The following is a 17,389-nucleotide window of genomic DNA, read 5'->3' as shown; positions in this document are numbered from 1 at the left end:
TTTCTCAGAAATAGATATTGTGTAGGATTTCTTTTCGTGTTATAGTATAGTACATAAGGATAACGAACGCAATAATCAAATATGATAAGAGTGGATGATAACGCACAAAAATATTGTATATGTTCGTTAAAATGCGAATTACGGAAATGGAACGGAAAAAGCAATATGAATGGAGTGAAATACCATGGCAGAAGTGGAGGATAAGCGCATCCGACGAACGAAAAAGCTGCTGCGGCAGGCACTGACGCGGCTGATGCAGCAGAAGGACTTCCAGAGCATCACCGTGACCGACGTAGTGCGCGAAGCGGATATCAACCGCGGCACATTTTATGCGCATTATCGGGATGTGTATGACCTGCGCGATAAGATCGAGACAGGGATGATCGAGGATTTCCGCGGGATGATCGCAGCCATCCGTCCGAGTGAGACGGTAACGCTCAAGCTGGTGCTCAGCCGTCTGATGGATTATCTGGAGGAGAATCGTGAGATCGTCACCGCACTCATCAAGGTCAATGCGCCGGATGGTTTCGGCAAAAAGATGATCGGCGTTATCGAGGAATGCCGCATGGAGCTGCTGCCGTACCGCAGTGTCGAGGATGCGTATGCTGCACGCTTCCTTGCGACCGGTGTCATCGGCATGACCGAAAAGTGGATCACTGAGTCGCAGCCTATCCCGAAGACCGAGATGGTCAGCCTGATCACTAAGCTGCTGACACCGCTGACACCGCTGGTGCCGCAGTCGGATGCAGTGCAGAACTGAGTAAATCAGTAGGAATTTAACGGCACGAAAGGGAGTACCCGCAGGCGGGTACTCCCTTTCACTGTATTATCGTTTACGCAGGACAAATTCAGCCAGCCGTTCGGTGGCATCCGGATGGGCAATCTCGCTCATGGTTCTCCGCACGGTCTCCAGCCGCACCGGATTGCAGAACAGCTCGTACACCGCCTCGTCGATCGGGAAGTGCTTGGTAATGAGCGCCGCCATGCCGTTGTTGACCAGAAAATCAACATTGCGCTCCTCGTGACCGGGGATCGGATCGAACAGCAGCATCGGCAGGTTTTTCGCCAGAGCCTCGGACACGGTAAGACCGCCCGGCTTGGATACAATGCAGTCGGACGCGCTCATCATCACCTCTACGTTGTGTACAAAGCCGTAGGGATAGATCTTGCAGCTGCCCTGATAGTGTGAGGCAAACTGCTCTACATGGTAGAGCATCTTTTTGTTGTTGCCGCATACCACAAGAAACTGGAACGGCGTACCGATCTGCGACAGGCTTTCGATGTTCTTCACATGGTCGGCGTGGCCCATGCTGCCGCCCATCAGCAGGATGGTTTTCTTATTCGGGTCAATGCCGAGCTGTGCCGCCGCGTCCTCGCGGGACAGCTTTTCGTTGAATTTCGGGTGCACCGGAATGCCGAACGGCAGGATGCGGTCCTCCGGAAGGCCGCGCTGCACACAGCGGTAGGTGAGCAGTTCACTCGCAGTGACGATGTACTGCACGCGCGGCACATCCTCCCAGTATGGGTGGAGCGTGTAGTCGGTAACAATGCCGATGGTCTCGATATCGGCGAGTTTTTTGCGTTTTTTCAGTTCATCGACCATCTGTGCGGCAAAAACGTGCGTACAGATGATAACATCGGGCACATGGTTCGCAATGACCTTGGCAAACTTGGACGCACCGAGTGCGTTGATGATATTGATAATGCTCGGCGCAGAGTTAAAATAGCTTGCGCCGTTGTTCTCGGCCAGCTGGTAGACCAGACGGTACAGCGTCTGCATGTGCTTGGAGGAGAACAGATAGCCCTTGTCGATGGTGGTTTTGATCAGGTTGCTGATATAGGCGTAAACATCCAGTGTGTGAACTTCCGCGCCCTTGGATTCCAGCATGTCGCCGATGGCCTTTGCGGTGGCATGGTGGCCGAATCCGGCGGTGACGGATAAAATCAGTACTCTCATACAATGCCTCTCCTTATATTGCGGCGTTTGTGCTGACCAGACCGGACAGCACGCCTAAAGATATTTTATCGTAAACATGTGAAAAAATCAAACTACACTTTAGTTAAATGTATGCGGATAAGCGATATGCAGCGGTATTTCCGGTATCATATATTCCTTTTTTTCAGGTCCGGCAGGAGTTTTTCTCGGTTAGCTATTTTATTCCGGGCGATTTTGTACTATAATAAATCTGATAAACAAAAATACAGGAGGCTTAGGGAAATGGCTCTGTCTATTAAGCCCTACATTGAAAATAAGGAACGCATCCACCTGATCGGCATCGGCGGCGTATCCATGAATTCGCTTGGCGAGCTGCTGCTCAGCCGCGGTGTGCCGATTTCCGGCTCCGACCGTCTGCGTACGGATGTTACCGCACGGTTGGAGGCTCTGGGTGCAAAGATTACCTACGAGCACAAGCCGGAGAACGTCGAGGGTGCGTCGCTCATCGTGCGCACCGCTGCTGTGCATGACGAAAATCCGGAGATTGTCCGCGCCCATGAGCTGGGCATTCCGGTCATGGAGCGTGCCGAGGCATGGGGACACCTCATGCGCGATTATGACAACGTGGTTTGTCTGGCAGGCACGCACGGCAAGACAACTTCCACCTCGATGATGACGCTCATGACCATGGAAGCGCAGATGGACCCGACCGTTATGGTCGGCAGCAACCTGCCTGCCATCGGCGGTACGCTCCGTATCGGCGGCAAGGGCTGTTTTGTGGCTGAAAGCTGCGAATACTGCAATTCGTTCCTGCGCTTTGCACCGACCGTTGCGGTTATCCTCAATGTGGAGGAGGATCATCTCGATTTCTTCAAGGATATCAACGATATCATCCACTCGTTCCATGAGTTTGCCGAGCTGACCCCGATGAACGGTCTTGTTGTCGTCAACGGCGATGACCCGCATGCAATGCGCAGTGTGGCAGGCATCAACCGCAAGGTCCGTACCTTCGGCACGAGCGCAACCTCGGACGTTTACCCGACTGACGTGCGCGATGAGAACGGCTACTACCGCTTTACCGTTATGGTAGAGGGGAAGGAGTACGCTAAGGTGGCGCTGTCCGTTCCGGGCCGTCATAACATGCTGAACGCTCTGGCGTGCTGCGCCGCTGCCGAGTTTCTCGGTGTGCCGGGTGACGCTGCCGAGTGCGGTCTGAACAAGTTCACCGGTTCGTCCCGCCGTTTCCAGTTGGTCGGCAAAATGCCGAACGGCGCAACCGTCGTAGACGATTACGCGCATCATCCGAGCGAGATGAAGGCCACGCTGAACACCGCGAAGGAAATGCACTTCGACCGTATCCTGTGTGCATTCCAGCCGCACACCTATACCCGCACCAAGGCGCTGTTCCACGAGTTTGTGGACGCGCTCAAGCTGTGCGATCAGGCGGTTCTTGCTCCGATCTATGCCGCCCGCGAGAAGAATACCATCGGCATTTATTCCTCGGATATCGCCAGGGAGGTGCCGGGCGCGGTATCGTTTGACAGCTTTGACGAGATTGCAGATTATCTCCGTAAGGAGGCAGGCCCGAATGATCTGGTGCTCACCATGGGCGCCGGCAATATCAATGAAGTCGGACCGATGCTGATCAAGAATAAGTAAAGAGATAACGAGAAAACCCGCTTTCGAGCGGGTTTTCTTTTGTCAAAATAGATACGGTGTGCCGAGTCGTACCCGGGGCACCTTCTCTTGCCCTTCGGGCAATTCACCTTGTGCCCCTGCCAGGCAGGCAAGGCGCGTTCGCTTTGAAGCGAAAACCAATCAAATTTACAGAATGAAAAAATTTTTGAATCCTACTTGACAAAAACGCATAAATGGTTCATACTACAGATATAGAGAATTGTACAATTTGTATAATTCCGGTTGGTAAGGAGGGTGCGTTATGAATAACAACTTGATTATTACTATTGGTCGTGAATATGGTACCGGTGGTCGTGAGATCGGTCAGAAGCTGGCGCTCCGTCTGGGCGTTCCGTTCTATGACCGGGAACTTATTACCCGTGCGGCTAAAAAGACCGGATTTGACGAAAAACTGTTTGAGCAGCTCGACAAGCGTGCCACCAATAGCTTCCTGTACTCGCTGACGATGTTCGGTTCGGTTGGTCTGAACGGCATGAGCCTGACCGATCAGCTGTATCTGGCTCAGTCCAATATCATCCGCGAGATGGCAGAGGATTCCTCGTGTGTTATCGTTGGCCGCTGTGCAGACCATGTACTGCGTGACTTCCCGAATAAGTTCGATTTCTTCATCCATGGCTCGATTGAGGACCGTGTAAAGCGTGTTCAGACCTGCGGTGATTACGTCATCGAGGGCAAGACGCCCGAGGCTGCTCTCGAGAAGATGGATAAGCAGCGTTCTACCTATTACAATTACTATACCGGCAAGGTATGGGGCAAGTGCGACCATTACGACCTCTGCATTAACGCAGGCCGTCTGGGCGTTGAATATTCCACCGATATTATTCTGGAGTACATCAATCGCCTGAAGAAGTAACTGCTGTATAGGGAAAAGAGAAAAGAGAGAGTGCGGAAAGGTCGTCCCTTGCGGACGGCCTTTCGCATTTTTACAGATAAAAGGATAGGAGAAAAACGATGAAAATACGAAGAATTATTGCTGTATTCGCAGCGGTTTTTGTGCCGTTTCTGCTATTTCGTGTGGGATCAGGATTGACCGAGCAGCAGAATGTCACACTGCGCGATTATACGGTTTCCGAGGACGGGAAAACACTGACACTCCATGCAGCTGTCTTTCCGCCGATTGAGGATATCCGGAATTATAAGGACGAGCCGAAGAACGGCGAACATTATCTCACGTTTTACAACGCATTCGGCAGTGCAAACACGATGAGTGCGGGATATACCGTTGTCCTGCCGATTGAGGATATGGATAAGGCGGTTTATTTTAATGATGCCGACGGCTTCCATCTGGTTCTGCAGAAGAATGAGCTGACCGGTGAGTGGGTACGACCGTAAATTTCCGCAGAATAGGGAACCAAACCGCCCCGATTTCGTCTAACCGAACAAAGGAGGAATCGCTATGAAAAGATTGCTTGCAGGAACACTTGCGGCGGCGCTGGCTTTCGGTCTGGCGGGTTGCGTCAGCGATGAAGAATGTGCTGAAAAGCCGGTCATCTACCTATATCCCGAACAGGAAACAGCGGTTTCGGTGTCGCTCAATTATGACGGCACGCTGACCGCGACCTATCCGGCGTATGAGAACGGCTGGCACATCACCGCCGAACCGGACGGCACGCTGTACGATGAAACCGGCGCGGAATACTCCTATCTGTTCTGGGAGGGTGAGAACAAGACCGACTACGACTTCTCCACCGGCTTCTGCGTCGCGGGAGCGGACACGGCAGACTTCCTCCGCGAAACACTGGCTGAGATCGGCCTTACCCCGAAGGAGTACAACGAATTTATCGTGTACTGGCTGCCGAAAATGCAGGAAAACCCGTACAATCTCATCTCGTTCCAGTCGGAACGCTACACCGACACCGCAAAGCTGGATATCGACCCGGAACCGGACAGTGTGCTCCGCGTATTCATGGCGTGGAAGCCACTGCACAGGGCGCAGACCATCGAGCCGCAGACGTTCACGCCGTTTGCAAGAGACGGCTTCACCGTGGTAGAATGGGGCGGCTGCGAGGTGAAATAAGAAAAGAAAAACACCCGTCATTGACGGGTGTTTTTGCAGTTTACGAAACTCTGCTAGTGCGCATCGTGCCGCTGACCGGACGCCAGATCAGCAGAGACAGCGCATAGTCGATCATCGAATGAATGAACGAGCCGAGCAGCACCAGACCGAGCAGAATGCGAACGGTTTCCGCGCCGGACAGGCCCTGACCGAAGTAAACCGGTACGCAGACTAGGGTTTCCAGTGCCGCGTGGATGATGCTGAGTACCGCACCAAGACCAAACAGCTTTGCGTTGCGGTTTTCAACCTGCTGACGGAAGTCAATCAGCTCCGGGTGCTTCTGCAGATAGTATGCACCGAGCGCAACCCAGACAACGTGGGTCAGCGCACGCAGGACGACCGGCATGGTGAAGCCGCCGACCAGAAAGCCAAGCGTCGTGCCGACTGAAACGGCCACGCCGACAGCCGGAGAAATGAACATCGCCAGAAAAATAGCAACGTGGCTTGCCAGCGTGAAGCTCATCGGGTCGAGTCGAATCTTTACAGGAGAAAAAATCGGGATGATGATGCCGATCGCACACAGTACGCCGGCCAGCGCCAAATGATACAAACTTTTACTCTTAACCATGGGAACAGGTCCTTTCCAATATTTGAGTTGTGAACAGATAGAAGTATACAACATAAAACAACACATGTCAAGACACCTTGTTCACAAAAAGTTTGGTTGCCTGTAAAAACAGGTTATGCTATAGTAATGGCAGACAAGCAGTAAGGTCAGAAAGGAAGACAGGCATGATCTCGATCGACCGATTTGAAGAAATATTATCCGATCTCGCGGAGGAGATTCCGCAGTCGTTTTACGAGGAACTGAACGGTGGTATCGTCGTGGAACCCGGGTATCTTCTGCACCCGGAGGACCGCAACGGCACCCTGTATGTGATGGGGCAGTACCGCATTGATCCGGCGATGGGCAAATATATTGTAATGTACTACGGCTCGTTCAAGCGGGCGTACCGCCATTTGGATGAGGATGAGCTGACCGAAGAAATGCGAAAAGTTCTGCGGCATGAATTCCGTCATCACGTCGAGGGACGCGCCGGTGTGCGTGATCTGGAGGTATGGGACGCGGAGCAGATCGCCATGTATAAGGAACAGCAGGCAGAAAACGAGTAAAAGAAAACCACCCGAACGAAATCTATCGTTCGGGTGGTTGCGGCTGTCGCGAAACTACAGTTTCGCCGACAAGCAGGAACGGACCGCAGACCGTTCCAAAGTCGTCCGAAAGTTCCTCCCGATGGTCGAAACTCTCTTCCTCCAGAAGTGTAAAAAGCCAGATACATGCTCCGGCTTTTTTACGAATTTGCACAGCAAATTCTATTTCATGCGCGCTGCCGCGCGGCAGCGTCAGCATCGCGAAAACGGACTTTATTGATGGACTGAACCACCCGAACGAAATCTATCGTTCGGGTGGTTTTTAGTTATCCTCGAGCAGCAGAAAGCCTTTGTCCTTGAGTCCCTGAATTACGCGTTCGAGCGTTTTCTCATCCGTAGCGCGGATGGTGTGCAGGTGGATGCCGCCGGTCAGGTTGGACAGCGGCCGGGAACCGGACTGCTGAATCTTCTCGTTAAACGCGTCGGCGTCATACCGCGAGAAAATATGCAGCGGTGCACAGATCTGACCGTATACAGCGTGCTCGACCGTCACATCAATCACGGCTCCGCCGAGATCGACGACCGTGTATAGCTCCTCAAGCATGCGGCTGTTGTCGTGGTGGCTGACAATGTGCCGCTCCGCACAGGCCGGCGCCGAGGTGTTCTCCAGAATATATCCGCGCGGCGTAGCGAGCACGGCCAATCCGCCTGCACGTAGGAGCGCAACATCGCCTACAATAATCTGGCGGCTGACACCGCATTGCGTGGCCAGCGCGGTCGCCGATAACGGCCCATTCGCCTGTGCAAGCAGGTGGGTGATTTTAGTGCGTCGTTCCGCAGCGTTCATGGTTAGTCACTCCTTACATCCTTATATGATAGCAAAAGTTGACGGAGTATGCAAGTGTCAAGATGGGAGAGATTACGCAAGGTAGGAGTTAGGCGTGAGGAGGTAGGAGTTTTGTAATGATTGGGCGTTGCGTGGGCGGCCACTGGCCGCCCCTGCGGTTAGGCAATGTGCAGATGGTTGAAAAACGGTGCGCCGAGGTCGCACCCCAGGGCACCTTCTCTTGCCCTTCGGGCAATTCACCTTGCCGCACCCTACGGTAAAATTGGTTAATAATTGTAATTCGTAGGTGCCGTCTGCAGTCCCTACAGACGAACGAGTTGTGCGGTGCGGGTATCCCACAGAGGACCTTCTCTTGACCTTCGGGCAATTCACCCTGTGTCGCGCCTGCGGAGAGTAGCCGATATGTGTAGCAGTAAGGTATCTGTGAACTGCGAATATTTTACGAAACAAACGCAAGAGTAACCCGACTGCCGTTCCCCTTTTCGAAGCGGTCGCCGGTCTCTGGTATGCGCCAGACTAACAAACAAAAGGAAACTGGAGTCCCAAGAGGATAGAAACCTTGGTGTCTATCCTTTTGGAACCCCAGCTAAGGGTTAGCACCTATTCCTAATTCGTTAGGCAAACAGCGCAAATAAAAATTATCTGCGCTGCACAATCTCATGCGGTCTCCCGCCCTCATACAGCTGCTGTCGAATCGCGGCAAACATCCGCTCTGCCATATCCAGATACCGGCGGACCTCCAGCTCATCAATCTCAAACGGCAGGTCGGTTGGATACCGCGTCTCAATATATAAATCGTTGAGCGCCGCACTCTCGTCCAGATATTCGGAGAACGCCTTCGAGTCCAGCTGGATCGCCTGACGGCACAGGTACGTCAGGTTGTGTCCGTCAAAATGCCGTCCGGTGCGGAACAGCAGATAGCCTTTCAGCGCCTTTTCAATCGCCTGCTGGCAGTGGAACGCGATGTTGTAATGATCGCCGCCGTAGGTCAGCAGCAGACGTGCGGCCTGCAGGTCGCACAGCGCCTTGTCCAGCCATTTGTAGTAAAAACAACTGTCGGATGCACCTTTACGCCGTCTGGTCATAAATCACCTTGCCTTTCCGGGCGATCCATGCGGCATACGAGGTACTGTCCGTGCAAAGCTCCGCCCATTCCTCGGTGGTGTAAACGCTCAGACTGACGGGTACGGAAACCGTAATCGCCAGGTGCAGGTGTGTGCGCAGTGTGCGGCAGTTGGCGCTCTCCGGCACGATAATGCAAAGGCTGAATGCCTTGAGCTTGTCGGTTGCCATCGTACGCTTTTCCGCATACAGGATGATTTTGACCGGCTGGCACGCGCCCAAAATATCGCATACAGCCTGCTCGATCGCTTGCGTCATACCAATCCCTCCTTCGGGTCGGGCAGCGGCGAAAGCGTGGCAAGCGCCTCGAAGCGGGTTCTGCCATCGGCTTCACCGCGAATGTAACGTGCGCTGTCCGCCGTGCCGGTCAGCAGCGAAAGCGATTCGCCGCAGGCGGTTTCGGCGGTGTAGTTGACCTGCAGCTCGGAGACAAAACCCGGCTGCTTGTACAGGTCGAGCGCGTCCGAGATCAGCTCGACTGCACGCACGTTGTTGACATGATTGTTGACATCCAGATCCGAATAACGGACCTCGTGAACATGATGCAGGCGCACGTTGTCACACGACAGCTTGGGCAGCGGCGCAAACAGCTCTCCGCGGGAGGTGTGCAGGTACTGCTCGGCTTCGGGAAATGCGCTCGGACGCACAATGCGGTGAGTCTCCGGGTCGAGCGTTACCCACATGGACTGTGCGTCACCAACCGGCTTGTTATCCACAAAGAACGAGAAACTGCGGTACCAGCTTGCACCTTTAATGCCCGGACACCACGTTTCGCACCGCAGCCGCTCATACGGCAGCAGCGGACGCGTCAGCCGCGCTTTCATGCGCGAGAGCACCCACACGATCCGCAGATCGAGCGGACCGATGTGCAGCGCTTCTGCGTGGACGGTCGCCGCGTCCTGCATGATATTCCACAGGAAGGACGGCCTGGCAATGCCGCGGTTGTCAATGTGGCTGTAATTCACCTCATATTCACGGGTGAGTAGATCGACCATGGGAATGCACCTCCGAAAAATGTGCGGTTAGCGGAACAGGGAAACGATAAAGCGGGAAAGCATATCCAGCAGGGTAGCCTGCTGCTGTGCTTCCTCCTGGGTGATAGTGCCGGAATTGTCGGTATCCGGCTTGGTGACCGGCTTATCCGCCGCGTAGTGCGCGGTCAGGAAGGCCGGACAGCCGTCGATGGACTCAAGGGAGGCATAGCTGAAAAATACCTCGCCCTGAATATCTATGCTGTCATCGAGCAGAGTAAGCTGACGCTCGATTTCATCCGTGCCGTACCAGGTATCACCGGGCTGCGCTTCTGCCGAGCGGTATGCGCCGATGCCGATGTACAGCGCCACATCGCTGGTGGAAACCGCCTTCTGCCACCACTTGACAAGCGTCTGGAAGTCAGCAGGCTCAAAGCCGATCGACCAGTACAGCTGCGGACAGATATAGTCTACTGTGCCGGCGTTGATCCACTGCAGGGAATCGCAGTACAGTTCGCTGAACGAGGACTGCCCCTGCGTGTTGCTGCCCTTGGAGTTTGCGCTCTTGTTTTCCCAGATACCGGCGGGACTGACACCGAACGAGAGGTTCTTATCCAGCGTATGCAGTGTCTCATTCAGAGCAGCGATGAGTGTGTTGACGTTGTCGCGTCTCCAGTCGCCGATCTTGCTGAAATCCTGACCGTAGCGCTCATAAGTCGCCTCATCGGCAAAATCCGTACCCGGATAGAAATAGTCGTCCAGATGAATGCCGTCCACATCGTAATTCTTGACGATCTCAGCCGCACCGTCTACGACAAGCTGCTGCACTGCCGGAATACCGGGATCGAAGTAGTAGTTATCGTTGTACTTGACTACCCACTCCGGGTGCTGCTTGGCCGGACTGGAATCCGGGATTGCGTTCCATTCGGCTTCGCCGTCAATCGTAATGCGGTATGGGTTGATCCATGCGTGCAGCTGCAGACCGCGCTCATGCGCTGCGGTTACCCAGTAGCCGAGGACGTCAAAGCTGCCATCCGGTGCCTGACCGGCCGTGCCGCTGACGTAGCGGCTCCACGGAAACAGCTCGGACGGATACAGCGCATCGGCGGAAGGCCGAACCTGAAGGAATACCGTGTTCAGGCCCATTGCGGCAATATTGTCCAGCTCGGTATCGGCCTCGGCCTTGAGCTGGTCGGCGGTCATGCCCTGCTCGGAGGGAAAATCAATATTATGTACGGACGCGACCCAGACACCGTGCATATTGTCCTTTGCGGGCTGAGCGGCGTAAGCGCCCGGTATCATCAGCATGGTCAGTACCAGCACGATGGATAGAATGCGTTTTTTCAGCATGAAGAATCTCCTTTTATCCGGAAGCTGCTTTCATAACCATTGCATACCCTGCTTGTGAAAGCAACTTCGCCAATTTGTTACCCTATATTATACCACAACCGATCGGGAAATTTAAGTACATAATGTGAATTCTGGCAGACAGGTGCGTTGACAGAAAAGGTTTTTCATTGTATGCTGAAATACAGACAGGGCAATACCGAATAATTGAACAAGAGCGATTTGTGAGTAAATTTTGCGTACTGACAAGACGCGGTTTCTTGCAATACTTGCCGTATTGCAAGAAATCTCGGCAGCGCGGACGGAACTCGCGCAAGGAACCGAAGCCAAAATCAGAACACAAAATTTTCGCAAAGCGCCGCGGCAGCGCGACCGGAGCCTGCGCAAGAAGCCGCGGCTTTAATTATGTGGTGCTGCCATAGAGTAAGAAGGAGAGCAAATCCATGCAGAAAAAGGTTTTAGCGCTGCACGATCTGTCGGGTTTCGGACGTTCGTCGCTTGTGCCGATCATTGCAGCGATTTCGGCGGCAGGACACCAGTGCGTGCCGCTGCCGACCGCATATTTTTCCACGCACATGGCCATTCCCGGCTGGGAAACGGTCGATCTGACCGGTGTTATGCCGCGTGTCATCGACCAGTACGACCGGTTAGGGTTACGGTTTGAGTCGGTGTACGCGGGCTTTCTCGGCTCGGCAGATCAGATCGACTGCGTGCGGGATGCCGTACTGCGGCTGAAATCCGAAAACGGTACGGCGTTCATCGACCCGGTGATGGGCGACAACGGTGAGGTCTACGCCACCTATACACCCGAAATGTGCACGCGTATGCGCGAGTTGTGCGAAATTGCGGATATCATCACGCCGAATACGACCGAAGCGGCTATCCTGCTCGACCGCGACCCGGCCTCCGCACCGCAGAACGAAACGGAAGCACAGGAGTGGCTGCATGCACTTCACAGCCGCTACGGCGCACAGGTTGTGCTGACCGGTCTGGATTACGAGCCGGGGAAGGTCGGTTCCGGCTGTTTGTCTGCGGACGGCGGCACCATCAGCCTGCACGAGAGGATCGCGCAGTATTATCCCGGCACCGGAGACCTGTTTGCGGCGGTCGTGCTCGGCGCGCTGCTGAACGGCAGGGGGCTTGCCGATGCCTGTGCACTTGCCGGCGAGTTCGTCAAGGACTGCATCGCCTACACTGCCGCGCAGCATACCGACCCTATGCATGGCGTGCAATTTGAGAAGCTGCTGCCGCGCCTTTTTTCTTGCCACGAGAACCGGACTGAGGTATAATATAGATAGATTCTCAGATATTCCTCGATAGGGGTGCGCTGTAAGAAAGGTGGTTTTTGTATGAAGCAGTCGATCCGCATCACCTCCCGTGTGAACAAACGGCTTTACGCGGACGCGATACCGGGGCATTTTGCCACGAATCATTCGCACATCAACTACTATATTGATATGTCCGAGATCAAGCACAGCATGGCAATGTCCAGAGAAGCCGCACGCAGCATTGCATACCAGTTCTCGTCCACCAGCATTGATACACTGCTGTGCATGGAAGGCACGGAGTACATCGGCGCGTATCTCGCCGGTGAGCTGTCGAGCGTGGGCATGGGCAATGTCAACAGCGGCAAGGATATTTACCTTGTCGAGCCGGACAGCAACGTCAACGGTCAGTTTGTGTTCTCGGATAACCTGCGCCATATGATCGAGCACCGTAATGTGCTTGTGCTGGTCAATTCCGCATCCACCGGTCAGACCTTCTCGCAGGCGAAGGAGTGCGTTGAGTATTACGGCGGCCGCGTTTCCGGCTTTGCGGCGTTGTTCTCCAATATCAGCGAGCTGAGCGGAAAAAAGGTTGTCAGCCTGTTCTCCGGCGCGGATTTCCCGCATTACCAGAACTTTGTGCGCGGCAAAGCCTGCCCGGACTGTGCCGCAGGCACTCCACTGGATGCAATCGTCACCCCGAGAGGGTACAATAAGCTGTAACGAGCAAGAGGAAAGCGTGTGCTTTCCTCTTTTTTCGTGTGCAGAGATTCCACAAGGTAGGAGTTAGGAGTTGACGAATAGGTGAAATTCGTAGGTGCCGTCCGTAACAACGCGCAAACGAGTTGCGCGACGCTGTCATCCTCCAAGGGACTCTCTCTTGCCCTTCGGGCAATTCACCTTGTTGTCGCGTCTGCAGAGATGAAATGGTATGTGTAGCAGTATGGAATCTGACACTGCGAATAGGTAGAGAAATGGGCGCACTCTGTGCGCCCCTACGGAAGAAAAAATCCTCTGCCGTTCCCCATTTTCGAAGCGGTCGCCGGTCTCTGGTCTGCGCCAGACTATCTTAGGAAAGGGGTGATTCACAAGAGGGTGGAAACCTTGGTGTCTACCCTCTTGTGCCCCTGCCGGGCAGGCAAGATTTCGTTCGCTTCGCAAGCGCTCAACCACCGTCTGGCAGAGACTAACAAACAATACTGATAACCGGAACTTTGAAAAAGCAAAAGAGGAAGGTAAAAACCTTCCTCTTTCGTTTACTTTTTCAGAAATTCCGGCAGACGGCGGCGCGCCTCCAGACGATAAATCCGGTAACCCTCCGCGGAGAACTTCTCCTCATACTCGGTCATGACATTGCCCTCAAAGTCCGAGTTATGCAGATCGAGCGAGATATTCTGAATCAGCCAGCCAAACTGGCAGATCTCCTGCAGACTCCACTCGAAAAAGCGCTGATTATCCGTCTTGAAGCACAGATCACCCTGCTGACGCAGGATTTCATCATATACTTCCAGGTACGCACGCCAGGTCAGCCGGCGCTTGCGCTGACGGTTGGGCGGCCATGGATCGGAGAAATTCAGGTAAATGCGGTCTACCTCACCGGGCGCGAATACCTCGCGCAGCTCGGCTGCGTCGAAGGATACGAACCGCAGATTGGGCAGCGGCTGCTGCTGGCAGCGCTCGGCTGCCATAATGAGCGCGCCTTCCTCGCGCTCGACCGCGATAAAGTTTACATCCGGGTGCTGCTCAGCCATGCCGATGGCAAAACGGCCCTTGCCGCAGCCGATCTCCAGATGGATCGGATTGTCGTTGCCGAACAGGGCGCGCCACTTGCCGCGTTTTTCCTTCGGCTCGAACGCCATAACGTCCGCACAGGCGGCAAATCGAACGTCCAAGTTTTTCTTTTTGCGCATTCTCATGCGTGATAAACCCCTTACATCAGTGTTATAGTACGGAAAACTGTCCTCAAACAGGACGAAAAAAGAGTAAGCTGCCGCAGAATACTTCGGTCTGCGGCACATCTTCTGCAATAATAGACATAATATTATACCACAGAGAGATAGCCGGGCACAACCGTTATCTCAGTTAAATTTACAGAAAGACCACAACTTTCACAAAAAATATGCAAATTTGTAGATAGTTCTTGGTTAAATGCTACATCTGTGCTATAATAACAACAGATCCACTGACAGAGGGAGAGAAGGATATGTTTAAGCGTTCCAGCGGCGTGCTTGCGCACGTCACTTCACTGCCTTCGCCGCACGGCGTGGGCACCATGGGCAAGACCGCCCGTGATTTTGTAGATTTTCTGGCGGCGGCGCACCAGACCTACTGGCAGGTGCTTCCGCTCGGTCATACCGGCTTTGGCGATTCGCCGTACCAGTGCTTTTCGGCAGCGGCAGGCAATCCGTATCTGATCGACATGGATCTGCTCGTTGAGGACGGTCTGCTCACCGCGGATGAGGTTCGTCAGGGCGACTTCAACGCTTCGGCGGATACCGCGGATTTCGAGCAGCTGGCCGATACCCGCTGGCCGCTGTTCCGCAAGGCATACAGCCGCGTGACACCGGAAATGCGTGAGAAAATTGCCGTCTTCACTGAAAAGAACAGTGAATGGCTGCCGGATTACGCGCTGTTTATGGCGCTCAAGGAGGAGAAATACCATCACATGCCGGTCTACATGTGGCCGGACAAGGATGTGCGCGACCGCAAGCCTGCAGCACTCGAAAAAGTGACCGCAGAGCTGCGTGACGAGGTGGATTTCCGGATTTTTCTGCAGTATATCTTCTTCAAGCAGTGGACGGCACTGCGCGAGTATGCCAACGAAAAGGGCATTCAGATCATCGGTGACATCCCGATTTACGTTTCCGCCGACTCGTCCGATGTATGGACGCACCCGAAGCTGTTCAAGTTGAAGCCCGACCGCAGTCCCAAGCTGGTAGCAGGCGTACCGCCCGATTACTATTCTGCAACCGGTCAGCTGTGGGGCAACCCCGTGTACAACTGGACGGCGCACAAGGCGGAAAACTACGCGTGGTGGATCTGGCGCATGAAGAGCAACATGGCGCTGTTCGACGTGGTGCGTCTCGACCATTTCCGCGGTTTTGCCGCTTACTGGGAGGTCGGCGCGGACGAGGAGACCGCCATCAACGGAAAGTGGCGCAAGGGTCCGGGCATGGAACTGTTTAACGCCATCGAGAAGGCACTCGGTCCGGTGCCGCTCATCGCGGAGGACCTCGGCGTGCAGACCGATGAGGTCAAGAAGCTGCTCGAAGAAAGCGGTTTCCCGGGCATGCGCGTGCTGATTTTCGGCTTTACGCCGGATTACGACAACGAGCATCTGCCGCACAACTATAAGCCGAACAGCATCGTCTACACCTCGACCCATGACTCGCAGACCGTGTGCGAGCAGATCATGGACATCTGCTCCGAGCCGGAAAAGCAGTTTGCATACCGCTATCTGCGTACCTCGCACGCCGAGGCCATGGGCTGGAGTGCCATCAAGTGCGTATGGGCGTCCTCGGCGAACATCGCTATGACGACCCTGCAGGATCTGCTCTCGCTCGGTGCGGATTCCCGCATGAATACGCCTGCCACTATCGGCGGCAAAAACTGGCGCTGGCGCGTGCGCGCGGAAGCGCTCAACCCGACGGTTTCGTCCATGCTCGGTGAAATTACCAAGACGTATATGCGCGGGTAAGAAAATGTGCTATAATGATACCGCATCACGGGATTCTGTGGTGCGGTATTCTATTTTCACGGACAAGAAAAGGACGAATATGTATGAAAATGACAACTGCCATTTTTGATTTAGACGGTACGCTGCTCAACTCGCTCGGTGATCTGTGCGACAGCGTAACCTATGCCGTGGAGAAGCACGGCTTTCCGCCGGTGAGCATGGAGCAGACGCGCATCCGCATCGGCAACGGCGTACGCAAGCTAGTCGAGCGCAGCATTCCCGAGGAGAGCCGCACGGACGAGATGATCGACACCTGTCTGGCGGATTTCCGCGCGTTCTACGGCGAGCACATGATGAACCGCACGCATCCGTATGAGGGCATTGTTTCGGTGCTCGAAACGCTCAAGGAGAACGGCGTGACGGTCGGTGTGCTGTCGAACAAGTACGATTCCGCCGCGAAAGCGCTGATTGAGCACTATTTCGGCGATCTGGTGTGCATTACCTATGGCGAACGCCCGAATATCCCGCGCAAGCCGGATCCGACAAGCGTGCTGCAGCTGCTGGACGAGCTGGGCGGCGACAAGGAAACGACCCTCTACATCGGCGACAGCGCGACCGATATGCAGACCGCAGTAAACGCAGGACTGACCGCCATCGGTGTTGCCTGGGGATTTCGCTCGACGGAGGAGCTGCGTGCATCCGGTGCGGACGCGCTTGCGTATGAGCCGAGCGATCTGCTGCCGCTGTTCGAGTACGGCGTGCCCGATGTGAGCAAGGTGGAGAAGGCTCTGACCGGTTACGGCTTTGGTTTCCGCTACTTTGAAACGAAAGATGAGGCAGTTTCCTACTTGAGAGACACCTGTGCAGGCAAATCCGTGTCGATGGGCGGCTCAATGACGATGAAGCAGCTTGGTTTTCCGGAGAACTTTGCGGACAGCACGGACGTGCACTGGCATTGGATCGACAAGGGCGTGTACTGCCAGACGCCGGACGTTTACCTGTCTTCAGCGAACGGACTGAGCGAGACTGGCGAGATCGTCAACATCGACGGCAAGTGCAACCGCGTGGCGGCCACGCTGTTCGGACCGAAGCGCTGCATTTTCGTGTGCGGCGTGAACAAGCTGCGTCCCGACCTGCAGAGCGCCATCGAGCGGGCAAGAAATATTGCCGCTCCGCTCAATGCCAAGCGGCTGAATAAAAAAACACCGTGTGCGGTTGACGGCAGGTGTCACAACTGCGAAAGTCCGGAGCGCATCTGCCGCGCCATGGTCATTCATATGGGCGTGCCGAGCGGATTTGAAAGCTGTGAGGTCGTGCTCATCGGCGAAAAACTGGGATATTAAGGCAATACCGCATAATTGAACAAGAGTGATTTGCGA

The 17,389-nt window shown here is 54.6% G+C and carries 18 protein-coding genes; 10 read left to right on the top strand and 8 right to left on the bottom strand.

The annotated features are described in order from the left end of the window. The first annotated feature begins 184 nt into the window (after positions 1-184). Complete coding sequence (locus tag PGY33_RS11330) at positions 185-760, top strand: TetR/AcrR family transcriptional regulator (protein WP_118478834.1); 576 nt, start codon at positions 185-187, stop codon at positions 758-760. 66 nt (positions 761-826) lie between these two features. Here PGY33_RS11330 and PGY33_RS11325 read toward each other — a convergent pair whose 3' ends face one another. After that, positions 827-1,957: an MGDG synthase family glycosyltransferase gene (locus tag PGY33_RS11325; RefSeq protein ID WP_118478836.1), complete on the bottom strand. Its 1,131-nt coding sequence runs from the start codon at positions 1,955-1,957 to the stop codon at positions 827-829. A 261-nt stretch (positions 1,958-2,218) separates the two neighbouring features. Here PGY33_RS11325 and murC point away from each other — a divergent pair, with 261 nt between their 5' ends. The 4 genes from murC to PGY33_RS11305 all read left to right on the top strand — a co-directional run bounded on the left by murC (position 2,219) and on the right by PGY33_RS11305 (position 5,651). Further along, positions 2,219-3,595: a UDP-N-acetylmuramate--L-alanine ligase gene (gene murC / locus PGY33_RS11320; protein WP_118360666.1), complete on the top strand. Its 1,377-nt coding sequence runs from the start codon at positions 2,219-2,221 to the stop codon at positions 3,593-3,595. Positions 3,596-3,875: 280 nt separating this feature from the next. Then, a complete protein-coding gene (locus PGY33_RS11315) occupies positions 3,876-4,487 on the top strand; it encodes a cytidylate kinase-like family protein (RefSeq protein ID WP_110436100.1) in 612 nt (203 codons plus the stop codon). Between the two features lie 98 nt (positions 4,488-4,585). Continuing rightward, positions 4,586-4,966, top strand: coding sequence for a hypothetical protein (locus PGY33_RS11310; RefSeq protein WP_118478838.1), 381 nt, complete (start codon positions 4,586-4,588; stop codon positions 4,964-4,966). A 64-nt stretch (positions 4,967-5,030) separates the two neighbouring features. Further along, positions 5,031-5,651: a hypothetical protein gene (locus PGY33_RS11305; protein WP_270478712.1), complete on the top strand. Its 621-nt coding sequence runs from the start codon at positions 5,031-5,033 to the stop codon at positions 5,649-5,651. A gap of 40 nt (positions 5,652-5,691) precedes the next feature. Here PGY33_RS11305 and PGY33_RS11300 read toward each other — a convergent pair whose 3' ends face one another. Beyond that, positions 5,692-6,258 (bottom strand): hypothetical protein, encoded by a 567-nt coding sequence (locus PGY33_RS11300; RefSeq protein ID WP_117489964.1) that lies wholly within the window; start codon positions 6,256-6,258, stop codon positions 5,692-5,694. Between the two features lie 164 nt (positions 6,259-6,422). On the opposite strand from PGY33_RS11300, the gene PGY33_RS11295 reads away from it, so the two are divergent. Next, positions 6,423-6,803, top strand: a complete 381-nt coding sequence (locus PGY33_RS11295) for a metallopeptidase family protein (RefSeq protein ID WP_270383467.1) — start codon at positions 6,423-6,425, stop codon at positions 6,801-6,803. 301 nt (positions 6,804-7,104) lie between these two features. On the opposite strand, the gene PGY33_RS11290 is transcribed toward PGY33_RS11295, so the two are convergent. The 5 genes from PGY33_RS11290 to PGY33_RS11270 form a co-directional block, all read right to left on the bottom strand. Continuing rightward, positions 7,105-7,629: a transcription repressor NadR gene (locus PGY33_RS11290; RefSeq protein WP_117489959.1), complete on the bottom strand. Its 525-nt coding sequence runs from the start codon at positions 7,627-7,629 to the stop codon at positions 7,105-7,107. 638 nt (positions 7,630-8,267) lie between these two features. Beyond that, entirely contained in the window at positions 8,268-8,714 is a 447-nt protein-coding gene (locus PGY33_RS11285; protein WP_117489955.1) for a HEPN domain-containing protein, read from the bottom strand. Beyond that, entirely contained in the window at positions 8,698-9,009 is a 312-nt protein-coding gene (locus PGY33_RS11280; protein ID WP_118478842.1) for a hypothetical protein, read from the bottom strand. Before PGY33_RS11280 ends, PGY33_RS11285 begins: the two co-directional genes overlap by 17 nt. Next, positions 9,006-9,746, bottom strand: coding sequence for an acyl-[acyl-carrier-protein] thioesterase (locus PGY33_RS11275; RefSeq protein WP_118478844.1), 741 nt, complete (start codon positions 9,744-9,746; stop codon positions 9,006-9,008). The genes PGY33_RS11280 and PGY33_RS11275 overlap by 4 nt, the downstream gene beginning before the upstream one ends. A gap of 27 nt (positions 9,747-9,773) precedes the next feature. Next, complete coding sequence (locus tag PGY33_RS11270) at positions 9,774-11,072, bottom strand: glycoside hydrolase family 10 protein (protein WP_118478846.1); 1,299 nt, start codon at positions 11,070-11,072, stop codon at positions 9,774-9,776. A gap of 440 nt (positions 11,073-11,512) precedes the next feature. On the opposite strand from PGY33_RS11270, the gene PGY33_RS11265 reads away from it, so the two are divergent. Both PGY33_RS11265 and PGY33_RS11260 read left to right on the top strand, forming a co-directional pair. Further along, positions 11,513-12,358, top strand: a complete 846-nt coding sequence (locus tag PGY33_RS11265; RefSeq protein WP_118478848.1) for a PfkB family carbohydrate kinase — start codon at positions 11,513-11,515, stop codon at positions 12,356-12,358. A 60-nt stretch (positions 12,359-12,418) separates the two neighbouring features. Continuing rightward, the gene (locus tag PGY33_RS11260; protein WP_110436111.1) at positions 12,419-13,057 is read left to right on the top strand and encodes a phosphoribosyltransferase; all 639 of its coding nucleotides are present in this window, start codon (positions 12,419-12,421) and stop codon (positions 13,055-13,057) included. 533 nt (positions 13,058-13,590) lie between these two features. Here PGY33_RS11260 and trmB read toward each other — a convergent pair. Continuing rightward, positions 13,591-14,250: a tRNA (guanosine(46)-N7)-methyltransferase TrmB gene (trmB, locus tag PGY33_RS11255; protein ID WP_110436112.1), complete on the bottom strand. Its 660-nt coding sequence runs from the start codon at positions 14,248-14,250 to the stop codon at positions 13,591-13,593. Positions 14,251-14,537: 287 nt separating this feature from the next. Here trmB and malQ point away from each other — a divergent pair, with 287 nt between their 5' ends. Both malQ and PGY33_RS11245 read left to right on the top strand, forming a co-directional pair. Beyond that, the gene (gene malQ / locus PGY33_RS11250) at positions 14,538-16,031 is read left to right on the top strand and encodes a 4-alpha-glucanotransferase (protein ID WP_118478850.1); all 1,494 of its coding nucleotides are present in this window, start codon (positions 14,538-14,540) and stop codon (positions 16,029-16,031) included. Positions 16,032-16,114: 83 nt separating this feature from the next. Further along, positions 16,115-17,353 carry an HAD-IA family hydrolase gene (locus tag PGY33_RS11245; protein ID WP_243022877.1) on the top strand — a complete coding sequence of 413 codons (1,239 nt, stop codon included), beginning with the start codon at positions 16,115-16,117 and terminating at the stop codon, positions 17,351-17,353. The last annotated feature ends 36 nt before the right edge of the window (positions 17,354-17,389 follow it).

The sequence above is a fragment of the Butyricicoccus sp. AF18-9LB genome (genome assembly GCF_027684505.1).
In the GTDB taxonomy this organism is placed as follows: domain Bacteria; phylum Bacillota; class Clostridia; order Oscillospirales; family Butyricicoccaceae; genus Agathobaculum; species Agathobaculum butyriciproducens.
The sequence above is the reverse complement of the archived record's forward strand: the minus strand, read 5'-3'. Positions and strand labels throughout refer to the sequence as shown.

Coding starts and splice junctions, on each gene's coding strand:
- PGY33_RS11315 (WP_110436100.1), top strand. CDS start 3,876: ATGAATAACAACTTGATTATTACTATTGGTCGTGAATATGGTACCGGT.
- PGY33_RS11280 (WP_118478842.1), bottom strand. CDS start 9,009: ATGACGCAAGCGATCGAGCAGGCTGTATGCGATATTTTGGGCGCGTGC.
- PGY33_RS11295 (WP_270383467.1), top strand. CDS start 6,423: ATGATCTCGATCGACCGATTTGAAGAAATATTATCCGATCTCGCGGAG.
- PGY33_RS11310 (WP_118478838.1), top strand. CDS start 4,586: ATGAAAATACGAAGAATTATTGCTGTATTCGCAGCGGTTTTTGTGCCG.
- malQ (WP_118478850.1), top strand. CDS start 14,538: ATGTTTAAGCGTTCCAGCGGCGTGCTTGCGCACGTCACTTCACTGCCT.
- PGY33_RS11265 (WP_118478848.1), top strand. CDS start 11,513: ATGCAGAAAAAGGTTTTAGCGCTGCACGATCTGTCGGGTTTCGGACGT.
- PGY33_RS11275 (WP_118478844.1), bottom strand. CDS start 9,746: ATGGTCGATCTACTCACCCGTGAATATGAGGTGAATTACAGCCACATT.
- PGY33_RS11285 (WP_117489955.1), bottom strand. CDS start 8,714: ATGACCAGACGGCGTAAAGGTGCATCCGACAGTTGTTTTTACTACAAA.
- PGY33_RS11325 (WP_118478836.1), bottom strand. CDS start 1,957: ATGAGAGTACTGATTTTATCCGTCACCGCCGGATTCGGCCACCATGCC.
- PGY33_RS11305 (WP_270478712.1), top strand. CDS start 5,031: ATGAAAAGATTGCTTGCAGGAACACTTGCGGCGGCGCTGGCTTTCGGT.
- PGY33_RS11260 (WP_110436111.1), top strand. CDS start 12,419: ATGAAGCAGTCGATCCGCATCACCTCCCGTGTGAACAAACGGCTTTAC.
- PGY33_RS11300 (WP_117489964.1), bottom strand. CDS start 6,258: ATGGTTAAGAGTAAAAGTTTGTATCATTTGGCGCTGGCCGGCGTACTG.
- murC (WP_118360666.1), top strand. CDS start 2,219: ATGGCTCTGTCTATTAAGCCCTACATTGAAAATAAGGAACGCATCCAC.
- trmB (WP_110436112.1), bottom strand. CDS start 14,250: ATGAGAATGCGCAAAAAGAAAAACTTGGACGTTCGATTTGCCGCCTGT.
- PGY33_RS11290 (WP_117489959.1), bottom strand. CDS start 7,629: ATGAACGCTGCGGAACGACGCACTAAAATCACCCACCTGCTTGCACAG.
- PGY33_RS11245 (WP_243022877.1), top strand. CDS start 16,115: ATGAAAATGACAACTGCCATTTTTGATTTAGACGGTACGCTGCTCAAC.
- PGY33_RS11270 (WP_118478846.1), bottom strand. CDS start 11,072: ATGCTGAAAAAACGCATTCTATCCATCGTGCTGGTACTGACCATGCTG.
- PGY33_RS11330 (WP_118478834.1), top strand. CDS start 185: ATGGCAGAAGTGGAGGATAAGCGCATCCGACGAACGAAAAAGCTGCTG.